This window comes from Corynebacterium sp. MSK019, assembly GCF_030232425.1.
Taxonomy (GTDB): domain Bacteria; phylum Actinomycetota; class Actinomycetes; order Mycobacteriales; family Mycobacteriaceae; genus Corynebacterium; species Corynebacterium jeikeium_D.
Genome location: NZ_JASPJT010000001.1, coordinates 166,379 through 181,588, shown reverse-complemented (window position 1 = coordinate 181,588; position 15,210 = coordinate 166,379). Strand labels below are relative to the sequence as shown.

General features: G+C 58.9%; 12 protein-coding genes. 8 read left to right on the top strand and 4 right to left on the bottom strand.

Annotation, left to right across the window (positions count from 1 at the left end):
• Window positions 1-39: 39 nt before the first annotated feature.
• Window positions 40-1,200: a cell envelope lipid trafficking protein PgfA gene (gene pgfA, locus QP982_RS00775; RefSeq protein WP_048734381.1), complete on the bottom strand. Its 1,161-nt coding sequence runs from the start codon at window positions 1,198-1,200 to the stop codon at window positions 40-42.
• Window positions 1,201-1,396: 196 nt separating this feature from the next.
• Between pgfA and QP982_RS00770 the strand changes: the two genes are divergently transcribed.
• A complete protein-coding gene (locus tag QP982_RS00770) occupies window positions 1,397-2,677 on the top strand; it encodes an acyltransferase family protein (RefSeq protein WP_049171762.1) in 1,281 nt (426 codons plus the stop codon).
• Window positions 2,678-2,683: 6 nt separating this feature from the next.
• Here QP982_RS00770 and QP982_RS00765 read toward each other — a convergent pair whose 3' ends face one another.
• The 3 genes from QP982_RS00765 to QP982_RS00755 form a co-directional block, all read right to left on the bottom strand.
• Complete coding sequence (locus QP982_RS00765) at window positions 2,684-6,274, bottom strand: alpha-(1->3)-arabinofuranosyltransferase domain-containing protein (RefSeq protein WP_284870067.1); 3,591 nt, start codon at window positions 6,272-6,274, stop codon at window positions 2,684-2,686.
• Window positions 6,275-6,303: 29 nt separating this feature from the next.
• The gene (locus tag QP982_RS00760; protein ID WP_005510537.1) at window positions 6,304-6,498 is read right to left on the bottom strand and encodes a DUF2613 domain-containing protein; all 195 of its coding nucleotides are present in this window, start codon (window positions 6,496-6,498) and stop codon (window positions 6,304-6,306) included.
• A 196-nt stretch (window positions 6,499-6,694) separates the two neighbouring features.
• The gene (locus QP982_RS00755) at window positions 6,695-7,174 is read right to left on the bottom strand and encodes a universal stress protein (RefSeq protein WP_005510532.1); all 480 of its coding nucleotides are present in this window, start codon (window positions 7,172-7,174) and stop codon (window positions 6,695-6,697) included.
• A gap of 186 nt (window positions 7,175-7,360) precedes the next feature.
• On the opposite strand from QP982_RS00755, the gene QP982_RS00750 reads away from it, so the two are divergent.
• The 7 genes from QP982_RS00750 to QP982_RS00720 all read left to right on the top strand — a co-directional run bounded on the left by QP982_RS00750 (window position 7,361) and on the right by QP982_RS00720 (window position 15,210).
• The gene (locus tag QP982_RS00750; protein ID WP_083280580.1) at window positions 7,361-8,692 is read left to right on the top strand and encodes an MFS transporter; all 1,332 of its coding nucleotides are present in this window, start codon (window positions 7,361-7,363) and stop codon (window positions 8,690-8,692) included.
• A gap of 56 nt (window positions 8,693-8,748) precedes the next feature.
• Complete coding sequence (locus QP982_RS00745) at window positions 8,749-9,918, top strand: sensor histidine kinase (RefSeq protein WP_070652738.1); 1,170 nt, start codon at window positions 8,749-8,751, stop codon at window positions 9,916-9,918.
• Window positions 9,915-10,592: a response regulator transcription factor gene (locus QP982_RS00740; RefSeq protein WP_284870066.1), complete on the top strand. Its 678-nt coding sequence runs from the start codon at window positions 9,915-9,917 to the stop codon at window positions 10,590-10,592. The genes QP982_RS00745 and QP982_RS00740 overlap by 4 nt, the downstream gene beginning before the upstream one ends.
• 91 nt (window positions 10,593-10,683) lie before the next feature.
• Window positions 10,684-11,073, top strand: coding sequence for a recombinase family protein (locus tag QP982_RS00735; RefSeq protein WP_070429408.1), 390 nt, complete (start codon window positions 10,684-10,686; stop codon window positions 11,071-11,073).
• A 15-nt stretch (window positions 11,074-11,088) separates the two neighbouring features.
• Entirely contained in the window at window positions 11,089-11,556 is a 468-nt protein-coding gene (locus tag QP982_RS00730; protein ID WP_224433374.1) for a recombinase zinc ribbon domain-containing protein, read from the top strand.
• 121 nt (window positions 11,557-11,677) lie between these two features.
• Entirely contained in the window at window positions 11,678-13,465 is a 1,788-nt protein-coding gene (locus tag QP982_RS00725; protein WP_070595712.1) for an ABC transporter ATP-binding protein, read from the top strand.
• Complete coding sequence (locus QP982_RS00720; protein WP_070437222.1) at window positions 13,462-15,210, top strand: ABC transporter ATP-binding protein; 1,749 nt, start codon at window positions 13,462-13,464, stop codon at window positions 15,208-15,210. The genes QP982_RS00725 and QP982_RS00720 overlap by 4 nt, the downstream gene beginning before the upstream one ends.

Below are 15,210 nucleotides of genomic sequence, written 5' to 3'. Positions count from 1 at the left end.
TAGGGTAAGCGAGAGCCTGTGGCACCGTAGTTTCGCGTCTTAGGCGGACTTGCTGCGAACACGGAAGCCAATCACGATGAGAACCAGGCCGAGGATACCGAGAATCCACGGTGCGACAGTGCCACCGATAGTCAGCGACTTACGGGCTTCCTTAGCGCGGTCCATCTGGCGGCCCTTGGAGCCTTCGTCCCACTGAGCGGTGTACTTCATCGCGGTACGGTTCTGCTCCTTGGCCTCCTTTTCACGGCCAGCCTTGGAAGCAATTTCTTCCGCTTCCTTGTCGTCCTTGGCGTAGAACATGAACATCTCTTCAGTACCGTTGACGATCACGCCAGAGGTCGGCTCGACGCGGACAGTACGGACGTTGGTGTAGTAACGATCCAGCTCGACGTCGTCGTCACCCTCCAGGCCCCACTTGTGAGCCGGGAAGCTCAGGCGCATGGAAGCCAGCGAGGACTTGTCAGCCTCGGTGAGCTTGCGGCCGTCGCGAGTGAAGTGCTCGGTCAGGGACTCGTAGAGGTTCTGCGGCGGAATGGTCATGGAGTACTTGTAAACCTTGACGCCATCCTGAGTTTCCTCACCGACAAAGTCAATCTCGAAGTTACGCATCGCCTGGACGTCGTAGTACGGGTAGGACTTCTTCTCAGCACCAAACGGGAACTGGTACTGGATGCCCGGACGGGTGAACGTCGGCGGCTTGGTGTCCGAACCACCCTGCGGTGCGTTAATAGCAACGCTGGAGATCGGGTCATCTACCGGGTACGCAGTGCTGCGGTCAACAGTGATGCGGTCGAGGGTCGCATTGATGAGGTTCTTCGGCTCTTCGCGGTCATCGCGCAGCAGAGTGGTACCGACCTGGAGAGTTGCAATCTTGTCGTCAGCCGGCTCCTCAATCTCAACGTGGCGCTTCGACTGCATCGGAGTCTTGTCGTTGATGAAGCAGTGGACCGGGAGATCGCGCTTCTCTTCGTCCGTCTCTGCCTTGCAGCGCGGGTCATTCTTGCGGTTTGGCGTTGGCTCATTCTTGCCCAGCTGGCTGGAGTCCAACAGAGTGCCGTCGCGCACCTCCGTGATGGTATCGCTCACAGTGTCAAGTGGGATGACCCGGAGGCGAGGCACCAGGAAGGTTGGCAGAAGGACGGCAATGACAATCAATGCAGCACCGATAATAATCAGTGCATGTCCGAGAGTTCTCTTCATCAGCGGATAGTCCTTTAACTGTACGTAACTTTCTGCTGCAAAACCTAGCAGGAAGTTAGGAGTTATGTGGTGTGTTTTTTAAAAATAACTTGTCGGGAAAACAAAAGAGTTTTGGAAAAACCGGCCTGAACAGGACTTATTTCATAATAAAATACAAGTGATTTTACTCATTCCGGTATCCGTGTAAGAAAGTACTATGACGTCCAAGGCATATGCGGCAGCGCCAAACGCTGGGCAAGACACAGTGTCGAGCTCTGTGCCGAACTCTACGCCGAACACTGTATCCAGCTCGGGATCCAGCACTGCATCGAGCTCTGCCACCACATTCCGCCCAGGCTTCCTGCCTTCGCTGGAGGGCCTGCGAGCTGTGGCTTCGATGGGCATCATCGGCACGCACGTCGCATTCCAGACCGGGCATGATGTGGGAGCCCTGTGGGAGCGCATCCTCGGCCGCTTCGACTTCTTCGTGGCCGTTTTCTTCGTGCTGTCCGGATTCCTGTTGTGGCGTTCTCACCGCTCGGGTTACGGCGGAATTCCCCGTCGTAAAGCATTGTCCGATGCCGACGGCGGACGGAAGAAGAGCTGGGCGAAGTACTACAAGAAGCGCGTCGCGCGCATTATGCCCGCGTACTGGGTGCTAGTGCTTATTGTGCTCATCGCACTGCCGGTGGGGCGCGGCGCGGATCTCAAGATTTGGCTAACAAATCTGACGCTGACACAGGTGTATTTCTCCGGCTCGCTGCACGGTGGGTTGACGCACCTGTGGTCGTTGTCGGTGGAGGTCGCGTTCTACATCTCGCTGCCGCTGTTTGCCATTGGGCTTAGCCGGTTGGACCCGCATCGCCAGCAGGGGCGCCGCATAGTGGCAATTTCCCTGCTTGCGATCTTGAGCTTCGGCTGGCCCTACCTGCCACTGCCGTACCCAGAAGGCGTTAACCCGCATATTCAGCCGATTGCCTACTTTTCCTGGTTCGCAGCTGGCATGATTCTCGCCGAGCTGGAATCGCTCCAGGGCGTCGATACCGATGCCGCCCGCGCGAAGGTGGAGACCATGCAGCGCTGGGCACGCCGCCGTTCGCTGTGGCTGGCGATCGCCGTTGGTGCGCTGGTTCTGGCTTCCTACCTGGGGCCCGAAGGGCTAGTCGAGCTCACCAACTGGGAATTCACCCGCCGCCTGCTGTGCGGTCTGGTCTTCGGTGCCGCCATCATCGGCCCCTGGACGATAGCGCCGGAGTCTCGCTTCCTTGAACACCCCATCATGCAGGCGCTAGGGCGCTGGTCGTACGGTATCTTCCTCTGGCACGTGGCGATGCTCTCCATTGCATTCCCGCTGCTTGGCGTGAAGCTGTTCACCGGACATCTGCTCAGTGTCACCATTGTCACGGTCGCACTGTCGATTCCGGTGGCCGCCGCCTCCTACGCGCTCGTCGAGGAACCTGCCCGCCGCTTCTTCGCACGCGTCTGGGTCAACCGCTAACGGCTTTTAATCAGCGGTGTTGTCGGTGTCGTCATCAGCACCGCCACCGGAAAGCATCGAGCAGCACGCCACGATCGTCAGCGCCGCCGTCAGCAGTAACTGAAGCGGCCAGCCGGCACCGGCGTAGTCATCCTTTGGCCATGGGTTCGCCGCCAGCACCAAGCCCGCAATCGACATCATCGCAGCAAGCGCCACAATTAGTGCATTTCGCACGTTCAGCCATGGTTTGACGACGTCCCCACGCTTCCGTGCCCAGAAAACCGCACCAAGGGTAGCGGCAACCACCACGAGGGCAACGACCACGCCAGGCCAGCTGGATACCAGGGTCACTGTCGCGGCAGCCGCAATGCCAATAGCCGCCCGCGGCAAGTCATTGCCCAGCGAAGATGCGGGAATCGGAGAGGTGAGAGCGAATCGTCGCCAAGCGAAAGCCAGCCCCACAGCGACCAGTGCGTACACAGCTGCGAGTGCGCCGCCTGCGAGGATTCCAGTACGCCAGGTCTGCTGCGGTGGATAGGTCAGCTCGACTGCACCACCAATTCCAGCCGGAATCGTCCAACCCTGCTGCCAACCAGAGACCGTTACCGGCTTCATGGGGGCACCTCCGACACGAAGCTCGTGGCCAGCATTGACAGAGATTGGCAACCACACGATGCGATCGTGGTCGGCAGCGTCAATAGGATTGTTCAGGTCGATTGGCGTGGCTTTCTGCTGCTCAGCTGACGGTGCGAAGTAGTCAGTCGAGGTGAGCGATACCCAATCGGACTTGGCATCGATGCGCCATGGCCCCGGCGAGAGCTCAATCTCTTCACCACAGGTCAGCCCGCGGTGATCAGAACCGTCACCGCGCTGGAGGCTGGCCCACGGGTCTCCGATGCTGCTGCGGCAGGTATCAGCATCGACCTTCACCTTTACCGGCTTCGGAACGGTGAACAGGCGCACCAGCGTGCCCTCGTGAATCTCCTGGCCAAAGACCCAACGCTGAGCCAGCGACGAGGAATTCGGTACCACCGGGACACGAACCGGCGTGAGGTCCTCCGCTATATCCTCGGCGGAAAGTTCCGCCTCTTCATCGGAATCGGGGTTGCTGGATTCGAATGCGTCGAAGCCAGTGTCCCGCTTTGGAATCACCAGTCCTAGCTCGGAGATAGCAAAGCCCACAGGAGCAATCTTTGCTGTGATGCGCAAAGATGTGGTCTTGCCGCCGGGCAGCGGAATGCGAGTCGTCTCACCCGGCACCAACTGTACGGAGCTGGAAGCCGTATCGGTCTGGATGCGCAGTTGCGCCGGAACGCGAGCACCGGTCAGGCTGAGCACTGCGTTATCGGTCGGTTCCTTCCACGACAGCTTGACCCACTCAGCCTGACTCTTGCCTGCCAGGGGTTCCCACCAGGTAGAGGTGTCGCCGTCGAGCATTGCGTTGACCGAGTGGTCAGCCGATGCACCACCGACGTTGTATGGCTCAGAGGCCGACGATGAAACCTCAATTGTGGCGCGACCCGTTGCTGTCTGTGTTAGCGGCAGTCCCGCGACGGGGTAGTCCGGAACGAGGTTGCGGACATATGAGTCCTCGTCTTCGGCCAGGATTGCCGACTCCGCTCCGACGACTTCACCATAGTTGCGGCCGCGGCGTGCGGGAGTGTCGGTGACAGTGCCGGCGTTCTTACCGGACAGGATGCGCACCGGGGCATCGGAATCGACCTCATCAAGCCGCGGGAGCACTTCAGGACCACCGGCGACCAGCGGCACCTGTGTAGTGTCCACCAACCGCGGCGAAAGGGCGTGATTGCGCAGCTCCTTCGGGCCCGCGCCCCAAATCTGGATAGCGGTATGGCCGTCCTCGTCCGTGAACTCCGCCACCTTTTCCATGGTCGGGGAGTCCTGCAGCGTGGAGGTGATGGCGCGCAGCGAATCGCCCCTCGAGGTAACTCTCAAGTCGTGGCGGACCAGCACATAGCCGATGCCATTGTTGCGCAGGGTGGCATCCAGTGCCGGTACCTCGCGGCCCCGAGTCAGCGAATCGCGCAGACCGTCGAGGCCGCGAATCGCCTCTGGGGGCACTAGTGGCACGGTATCGCGGACGGCCCAAGGCACGTCGGCAAGCGGCTGGAGCGGTTCGTCGCGAGTATTGCCCCATGTCTGATCAGCAAACGGCGATGATGGCACCACCAGCGTGCGGGTGTCCTCGCCCTGCTCATTCAGCCAGTCGGCAGCTTCGTGCCAGTAACCCGGAACCTCGGAAAAACCGCCTGCCGGAGCGAGGCGTGCGCTCCACGTAGGTGCGGTGGCACTGGCGATAACCACCAGAACCAGCATCGATGCGATAGCGCGCGGGTGCTTCTCAGGGTGCAGCCACTGCTGCCAGCCAGTGGCTGCTGAATCGCTCGCCGTCTCGTTCTTGTGCTCGTTCGCCGGCTCTCGCCACGGCCATGGCAGCTGGGCTGTCGCATGAGCGAAGCCGATAACAAGTGGCAGGCGCACAATTGTGTCGAATTTGTGCAGGTTGCGTACTGCTGCGAGCGTGGAATCGAGCACCTCTCGAGCCGATTCCCACACCAGCCCGAATGGCTCCGTCCAGGCCGCCATGATGACAAGCCCGATCAGCAGCATCATCAGCCACATCCGACGCAGCGGCAGTGAGCGCATGACCAAGCCAAGCAGACCAATCGCCGCCACAGCCAGAGTGGCGTAAATGAGGATGGGCTCCGCGACCAGAGCATTTCCGCCGACTCGCTCGAAAGAGACAAACGGGGTCCACGAGGTGGAACCGCGGAGCGTCTCGCCGAGACTCAACCAACGAGTGGTCACGCCGGAGGACTCAATGTAGTCCGTAAACGGTGGCGAGTACTTGCCCAGCAGTAGTAGCGGCACGATCCACCACATGCTGACCGCTGCACACGCAGCCAGCCAACCGCCGAGCATCGCCCACGCACGCCCGCGGCGAGGCCCCGTAAAAGCGAAGAAGAGCAGCATCAGACCTGCGGGGATGCAAGCCGCAGCTGTACTGACCGCATTGACCGCGCCAGTGCACAGTACCGCCAGACCGGACAGCAATACGGCACGGGCAGTCGCACGCCAGGGCAGTTCCTCGCGCCGGGCCGCGACTCGCAGGAGCGGAAGCAGAATCCACGGTGCCAGCGCCACGGGCCAGGTTTCGGACGAAATCGCGCCCAACGTCGTAATCACTCGCGGCGACAACGCGTACAGCAATGCCGCCAGTACGCGAGAGGTATGCGTGCCGACGCTTATAGCTTCAGCCACGCGATATGCGCCGGTAAAAGCCAAGCAGAGAGTAAGACTCCACCACAGCGCCTGGATGATCCAGCCGGGCGCTAATACATCGGGCAGCAAACTGAACAGGGCGAAGAATGCGCCCTGTGGAAAGAGATAGCCATATGCCTGGTTTTGAAGCTGTCCCAGCGGCATGGTGTCTGACCACATGTTGAGCGAGGCGGACAAAAACCCGATGGGGTCTTCTGTCAAGTCGTGCTTTGTGTCAGCGACAGTCTTGCCGGGGGACTGGATGAATGCCAGCAGGCACAGCAAAACCCACCAAGGTACAAGCACGCGCTTACGCGCTCGAACAAAGGTGGGCATAGCGTTAAAGGAGGGTTAGCGTTAAGGGCTTAACGCTGACCGTACTCGACACCGCCAAGCAGAGCGTCATCGGTGGAAACAGCCTGTGCTTCCGGAATTCGGTCTTCGGTCAGAGCCTGGCCGATGCCGAAGATAGCGGCACCACCGAGAAGGGCGCCAATGAGCGCCGAGGCCAGGGCAGGGCCAACGCTACGACGCTGCTCGGAATCAGTTTCGTATGCCATGTTGAGGACTCCTCGTGTGCATTAAGTCAATACTGTTTATAAAACTACACTCTGTGACTTCTGTAAACCAGTGGAACAGCTGGGAATCTCTCCCTGCCTTGAACTTTGGGTGGTTTCAGCGGTCATTGAGTTTTCTTAGTTGAGAGATTAACCCATTTTCTATCAGCTAAGTAAGTTTTTAAAAATTTTCTAGAAATTATTCCTTTTCCCCCGGAACGACGAGGACCGGGCGGCCAGCATTCTTCAGCAACGCGTCAGAGGTCGAGGCGGTAAACAGACCACGCAATCCAGTCACACCACGAGTGCCGGAGATAATCACGCCCGCATCGAGGTCGTGAGCTGCATCGACGATGGCCGACCAGATAGTAGTTTCAGTCTCTACCAAGTAGGGCTCCGCGACGAAGCCAGCCTCAGCGGCAATCTGTACACCCTCACGGCAAATACGGACGGCCTCGTCGTGAGCCGGATCGCCGTCTTCAGTCGTGGCATCCCAGTCGGGCTGCATCATGCCAGAGGCGCCAGCAGTGCGCGCTGCAGCGCGCTGCAGGGGTTCCCAGGCAGTCAGAATGTAGGCCTTCTTAACGCGCAGCAGTTTTCCGGCATAGGCCAGCGCCCGCTTGGCTTCGTCGGAGCCGTCGTAGGCAATGAGCATGGAATCAGAAATCGGTTCAACCATTTTTGAGTTCAATCCTTACGTCAGAGATAGCCGAAAGACTGTCAATAGATAAAGAAAAAGAGATGTCGTTGTAGTCCAGGATAGGACAACAGCAACATTCAGCACGCTAGTTTTTTAAGCTTCCCCGAACCAGCGGGCTCGGGTCGGCTAGAGAGTCATTAGCAGGAAGCGGTAACGTCCATTGTTATGGCGATAGAAGAAAAACCAGGGCAACCACAGCCAAAGGCTGCTGGGTCCTCGAAGAATGCCATCGCGCTCAGCGTTCCCGTTCTTGTTATCGCCGTAATCGTCGCGGCGCTGAATTTGCGCCCGAGTATCGCGTCAATTGGTCCGGTGCTTGATCAGCTCCTATCCGACCTTGGCGCTTCCTCCGCCTTTGGTGGTCTGATTACGGCGATTCCGGGGCTCGCATTTTTCGCGATTGGGTTGTCCGCGGTTTCCGTCGGCAAGCGAATGGGCTTAAGCGGTGCACTCACACTGTCTGCGACGTTGCTATTCGTCGGCCTTGCGGTGCGCCCGTGGGTGAGCAGCATCTGGCTATTCCTTCTGTTTACGGCGTTGTCGGTTGCGGGTATTGCGCTGGGAAATGTACTGCTACCTGCGTGGATCAAGGTGCATGGCGGCCGTCATGCCGTCGTGCTGATGATGTTGTACTCGAGCATGCTCGCCCTCGGGGGCGGACTGGGGCCGGCGACGGCGTTTTTGATTAGCGATTCACCCGAAGCGTCCACAGGTGGCGTCGATATGTGGCGCTGGGCGATTGCCGTATGGGCGATCACCGCCTTTGTTCAGCTCGTTGTGTGGTTGCCGCTGCGTGCGCGCATCGGATTCGACTATCCGAAGGCCTCGGTCAGCTCCTCGGCAAACACGCCAATCTGGAAGTCTCCGACAGCCATTGCGCTGGCAGTTTTCTTCGGCGTGCAGTCGATGAACGCTTACGTGCTGATGGGCTGGATGCCGAAAATGCTTATCGACGCAGGCATCAGCGTCAGCGTAGCTACCGCAGCATCCATGATTGTTCAAGGGCTGGGCATCATCGGCGGTCTGCTGATGCCACCGCTGATTGCACGGCTCCGCACCATGTCCTACGTCGCCTTTGGTCTCGGCTGCCTTTTCTTCCTCGGGTATGCGTTGATGATTCTGATCGACCAGCGGGGAGCGGCGGAAACTGGTGTTGGATACGCGATTGGGGCTGCGTTCCTGCTGGGCGTGGGTGGTTTTTGTTTCCCCATGGCTATCGCGCTGATTCCGGGCCGCACGCGCAGCCATGAGCTGACCGCGCGGCTGTCCGGCTTCGTGCAGCCAATCGGCTACATTTTCTCCGCAGTCGGGCCATTCCTGGTGGGTGTGGCCGCTGGAACGACGGAAACGTGGACACCTATTCTGGTCGTACTGCTTGGTACTACGGTCGTGCTTGCAGTGCTTGGGCTGGCTGTCGGTCGGCCAACGTACATTGATGACGAACTGGCCGACCGAGGTATCGGTGAAAAGAAGCCGGGGCGTATTCAGCTCGACTGAATTTAGGGGAGTTAGCTCCACTGCATTTGAACCCGGGCCAACTTAGCTTTGAACCTATGACAAAGAAAAAGAATTTAATCGCGCTGGCCTGGAGTTTTATTCTCGGACTGCTGTTCATTCCGGGTTTGATTGCCTCTGTTGTGCTTCTGCCGTGGATTCCGCTCATCGGCCGAGGTGCCGACTGGCTCTCTCGCTGGGTGGCATCGTGGTCCGGCACCCCGATTGCCAACCGCGTGACCAATCGTTGGTTCGACATCCGCAACTTCGTCAACTTGCTCGTCCAGTTGGCCATTGGCTTTGTCACCTTCACAGCGTGGGTCGGCGGCGGCTTCACTGTCGGTGTGCTCTTCGCTGCACCTTTCCTGGTTGATGAAGTGCAGTTTTTCAGCTGGACTCTGACGGACCCAACACAGAAAATTGCTGTTGCCTGGGTTTTCGCCATCCTCTTTTTGGCGCTGACCATCGCCATCAACTTCGGTGCCGGCCTGCTGTCCATTTGGCTCTCCCGCGTCATCCTCGCACCATCCAGCGAGGAAGTCAGCCAGTCCCGCGATGTGCTCATTGACTCCTTCTCAGGCGAGCGCCGTCGCATTGAGCGCGAGCTTCACGACGGTCCGCAGCAGCACCTGACCGCCTTGAAACTCAACATTGCCGCTGCTCGCATGGGTAAGACTGAGGAAAAGGTAGCCGAGGCACTCTCTGCCGCCGACCGCAATGCAACGCAGGCTCTTGCGCAGCTGCGCTCCGTGGTGCTTGGCGTTGCCCCGCCAGTGCTTTTCGAAAATGGCCTAGTCGCAGCAGTAGAGGAATTGGCAGCGCACTCTGGCATGGAGGTTTCTGTTCGTGAGGACGGTGTCTCCGACTTCGGCCCGATTGATGAAACCACAGCGCTGCTCGCTTACCACTGCGCAGCGGAGGGGCTGACCAACGCCACCAAGCATGGCCATGCCGATCGAGCTGATATCACTCTCGCGGTTCAGACTCCGAAGAAGGCGCTCGTGTCCCATCTGGGTACGCTTACGGTCACTGTGCGCGACAATGGCGAAGGCCTGGAAAAACCAACGAGTGCAGACGCTGTAGACGTCGTAAAGCATGACAGTGGAACCGGCATTGCGGGCCTGCGCGAACGGGCGGCAGCGCTCGGTGGAACCGTGGAACTCACCAACGCCGACGGTGGAGCCCAATTGCTGCTGGAACTGCCGATTCGCCAAGGAAGGATGCGATGAAAGTACTGTTGGCAGAGGACTCCGTACTCCTGCGCGAGGGGCTGACCGGCCTGCTGCGGGCACTGGGGCACGAGGTCGTCGCCGTCGGCGATGCGGATCAGCTGCTCGCCACCGCCGAAGGGCAGGTGTTCGATGTCATCGTCACCGATGTCCGAATGCCGCCGAACATGCGTGACGACGGACTGCTCGCGGTCTCCACACTTCGCCAGGACAACCCCGACCAGCCGGTTGTGGTGCTCAGCCAATACGTGGCGGCCAGCTACCTGGATCGCCTGCTGCAGCATGGTGGCTTTGGGTACCTGCTTAAGGAACGCGTCTCGGATGTCGACCACTTCGTTGCGGCGCTGGAAGAAGTGCGTGGTGGCGGTACCGTGGTCGATTCTGAAGTGGTTGCGACGCTACTGGCCGCAAAGCAGGACGGCATCGCCGAGCTGACTCCACGTGAGCGCGAAGTGCTCGACCTGATGGCGCAGGGGCTTAGTAATAAGGAAATGGAAAAGCGCCTGGTGCTGACCGCTGGTGCAGTGAGTAAGCATGTGGCGAATGTGTTTTTAAAGCTCGGCTTCCAGCCGGAGGATAGCAACCGTCGTGTTAAAGCAGTGTTGCGGTGGCTGAGATACACTGCACCGTCGCCGTCGCCGTCGCCGTCGCCGTCGTCGTCGCCGTCGGCTTAGGTTGCGCCCCTGAATCAGCTCCATACCCACGCAAAAGCCCCCGCGCCGACTCCTTCGAAACGGGAGTCGGCGTGGGGATTATGGGTAATTGGTGCTACTCGGATATAAGAAAGGCGAGGGTGGAAGCCTCGTCATCGACGAGACGCAGGCTCCGACCGTGCGGTTGATCTACCAGCTGTTCCTTGATGGGATAGCGATCAGTGAGATTAAAACCGAGCTCGCTGCCCGCAAGATTCTCACCCCGCGCGGGAAAGAAGTGTGGTCAACCTCGACAGTGTGCTCCATCCTGTCCAACGAAAAATACAAGGACGACGCCCTGCTGCAAAAGACGTTCACCACCGATTTCCTTACTAAGAAGATGAAGGTCAACGAAGGCGAAGTACCCCAATACTATGTATCAGGTAATCATGAGCCGATTACCGAACCGCGTATCTGGGATCAGATGCAATACGAACTCGCCACCAGGCATGGCAACATATAGTCAGCGAAAGTCGGGTTGTTCTCCACCCGGCTGGAATGTGCTCGGTGTGGGGCGTGGTATGGGCGTAAAACGTGGGCGTCGAACACGAAATGCAAAGACGCAGTTTGGCAATGCAACCATAAATACACAGACGAACATCCCTGCAGCAGCGCGACGGTGAAAGACGAGCAGATCGAAGCGCTGATTGCGGAAAACCAGCGGTGTGCGCTCGACCAGGACGCCTGCCAATCCGCGTACGCCGAACTCGATACTACCTACCGTAAGACGCTCGCACGTAGAACAAGCCTGGAAAAAGATATCGCAGCGAACACCGCCAAGCACGCCGCCATCACCACAACCCTGAATGATCTGACAGGGGAACCTGTGAGCGAGTTTCACCCCGCACAATGGAGCGCACTTATCGACCACGCCATTGTCACCGAGGACGCGATCCGGTTCGTGTTCCGCACCGGTGAACAGGTGAGGATTGCCCTGAAAGGGTGATGTTCGTATCAGTTGACGTGCACAGTAGACACACCTCCCAGAAATATAGTAAGGTTAGGCATGCCTAAGAAGTCCCAGAAATATAGTAAGGTTAGGCATGCCTAAGAAGGATGGTGCTTACGTGAACGAAAGTGCAACGGATCGGGTTGTTGAAGGCGAGTATGGGTCGGCGAAGGAAAAATCAGTCGCTGGCCAGAACGCGATCCGTCAGCTATCGCAGCCGGTGAAAGGCAAACTGTTTATCGCGCAGGCCTTAACGTTCGCCTCTGGGGTGTTGGCTATCGCACCCTATGTGGCTTTGGTGGAGCTGGGAGCTGCGCTGATGCAAGACCGGGTGGACCCGGCGCGGGTGAACTGGATCGTGATGCTCCTTGTTTCTGCTTACATGGCGCGGTTGACTTTGTATTTTGTTGCGTTGGGCGTGACGCATTTTATTGACCTGTCGTTGCGTAATCAGATGCGTCGGCAAATTGCCGCCCGAATGTCGACTGCTCCGCTGTCGTGGTTTACCCGCGAGGGCGAAGGGAAGATCCGCAAGACCATTCAGGATGATACGGCCACGGTGCACACAGTGATCGCACACGGGCCGATCGAGAAACTGAACGCAATCGTCTCCCCGCTCGCCTTGTTGGCCTATGCGTTCGTGGTGGATTGGCGGCTCGCTCTGCTGTCGATTGCGACGATTCCGGTTTATGTGGGCATGTATGGCATGTCGATGCGTGGGATGAATGAGAAGACCGCGGAAATGGACACCAAGCTTGCTCAGGTTTCGGCAACGATGGCCGAGTTCGTTGCCGGTATCTCAGTGGTGAAAGCGTTCGGCAAGGTTGGCCAAGCACATAAAGCCTATTTAGATGCAGCTAACGAGTTTTCTAAGCTCTACCGGGCGTGGTGTATGCCGCTGGTGTCGATGTCGGCCGCCTCATTTTCGTGGGTGTCGATCCCGGTGTTGTTGATCGTGAACCTTGGCGGTGGCGCGTTGATGATGAACGCCGGTTGGGTGAGCATCTACGAGGTGATAGCGACGACGTTGATTGCCTTGGTGCTGCCGGGAGCGTTGATGGCAGTCGCAACCATCGCCTGGTCTTATCAGCTCGCAGGTTCAGCGGCAGTACGGCTGGTGAATGTCATGGAGCTACCGGCGTTGAGTCAGCCCGATGCGCCACAGACACCACACGGTCATGATATCGAGATTCGGGGTGTGTCGTATGCCTATGACGACACCCAGGCATTAGACGAGGTGAGCCTGAGCATTCCGGCAGGCACGGTGACCGCGCTGGTTGGCCCGTCGGGTGCGGGGAAGTCGACGTTGGCGAGTTTGATGGCCCGCTTTGATGACCCGGACGCTGGCACGATCACCATCGGCGGGGTTGATCTAAAGAGCATTTCCCAGGATGTGTTGTATTCGACGGTCGCATTCGTCCTGCAAGATGCACAGCTTATTCGCGACACCATCCACAACAACATTGCCCTGGGCGCGCGAGACGCAACCTTGGATCAGGTGCGGCAGGCGGCGAGAGCAGCGCAGATCGACGAGTTCATCATGAGCCTGCCAGATGGTTACGACACTGTGTTGGGGGAGGACACCCACGTTTCGGGCGGGCAGGCAGCCCGTATCGCGATCGCCCGGGCGCTCATGGTTGATGCCCCAGTGTTGGTGCTGGACGAGGCGACGGCGATGGCGGACCCGGAATCGGAATCGAAAATCCAACAAGCTCTCTCGACTCTTGCCAAAGGCAGAACCGTGATTGTGATCGCCCACCGACTGGCCTCGATCAGGGGCGCGGATCAGATTGTCGTCATGGAACGCGGGGGCATTGCTGTGGTCGGTAAACACGACGAGTTGTTGGGTAATGCGCACTATCAGGCACTTCTTGCCCAAGGTGCATGCGAGGAGATGACACGATGAATCAACTATTGCTGCCACGCTTTAAGCGTTTGATGGAACCCGCCTCGTGGCGAGACCTTTCGGTTGGTCAAGCGTGGGGTGCGGTCTCAGGACTGTGTCACGGCTTTGCCCTGCTCGCGCTACTCCCTGCAGCAAGCGCCTTGGCGACCGGAATGCCGGTGTGGGGGCTGTCGTTTTGGGGCTGGCTCATCGCCTTGGCGGTGTTCGCGGTGCTGGGCGTGGGCACGGAGTTTTATGGCATGCGCACCGGCTATATCGGCGCGCTTGGATTCATTCACGACGTCCACCAGGCAGTAGGTAACAAAGTAGCCCGCCTACCGTTGGGAGTGTTCGATTCGGGTAGCTCTGGACGGCTGTCGCGCATGGTCACCCAGGAAATGATGAACTTGGGCGAGTCGGCGGCACATTTCATTTTCTCTCTCGTCCAAAAACTCTCGGCCGTGCTGGTGATCACTGTGGGAACCTGGTTCTGGGATTGGCGGCTGGGACTGACCTTGACGATCGCGTTCCCGATCATGCTTGCCTTCCTCCATATTTCCCGTGTGCTTCTCGATAAGGGCAAGAAGGTTTCCGAACCAGCCGAATCGGAGCTGGCGGCTCGCATGGTCGAATTCGCCACCTGCCAAGGCGCGCTGCGCTCCTGCCATGTCGCCGACGACTACCCGGCCCTTGATCGGGCATTCAAACAGGCTGACCGCAAGGGTCGCAAAGCATTGTGGATCGAAACACTAGCGAACCTGATTAATGGGATGTTCGTTCAAGCGCTCATTGTGGTGATGATCTGGCTGACCGCCCAACTCGCCCTCGGCGGGCAAATGAATGCGCTGAACGCCGTGGTCACAATCGGCATGTGCCTGCGGTTCACCACCATGCTCCAAGACATCGGTGGCTGCATGACCGGGCTGGAAGAACGCCGCCAGCAGATGAACCACGTCGACAAGGTCATGGATGCCCCCGAACTGTCCGAACCCGATGCCTCTACACCGATAAACGCCCCTGGTGATGTTCGTTTCGAGGACGTCACCTTCGGCTACGATCCGGACACCCCGGTTCTCCGTGATATTTCCTTCCATGTCCCGCAAGGTGGCATGTGTGCCCTGGTTGGTCCATCTGGGTGCGGGAAGACGACGATCGCCCGGTTGGTTGCACGTTTCTGGGATGTGCAGTCCGGCAGCGTGCGCGTTGGCGGAGTGGACGTGCGCGAGCAGACCACCGAAGATTTGATGCGCCAGGTGTCTCTTGTCTTCCAAGACGTCTACTTATTCAACGACACTCTCGAAGCCAACATTCGCCTTGGCAACCCAGAAGCCACCGATGAAGAAATCAGGTGGGCCGCTGACCTGTCGGGCGTGACGGAAATCGTCAACCGCCTCCCAGATGGCTGGAATTCATTGGCGGGTTCTGGCGGGCGTGCACTGTCAGGTGGGGAACGGCAACGCGTCTCTATCGCTCGCGCCTTGGTGAAGAAGGCCCCGATCGTGCTTTTCGATGAGGCCACCAGCGCATTGGACGCGGAAAATGAAGCCAATATTGTTGCGGCGATGAATGAGCTACGCAAGCACTCCACGCTGATCGTGATCGCCCACAAACTTGAAACCATTCGACAAGCTGACCAAATTATTGTGCTCTCCCACGGTGGGCGTATCGCCCAGCGCGGGTGCCACGACGAGCTGGTCAACCAGCCGGGTCAATACCGCGATTTCTGGCAAGAGCGCATCAACGCAGGCGGATGGCAACTCGTCTAA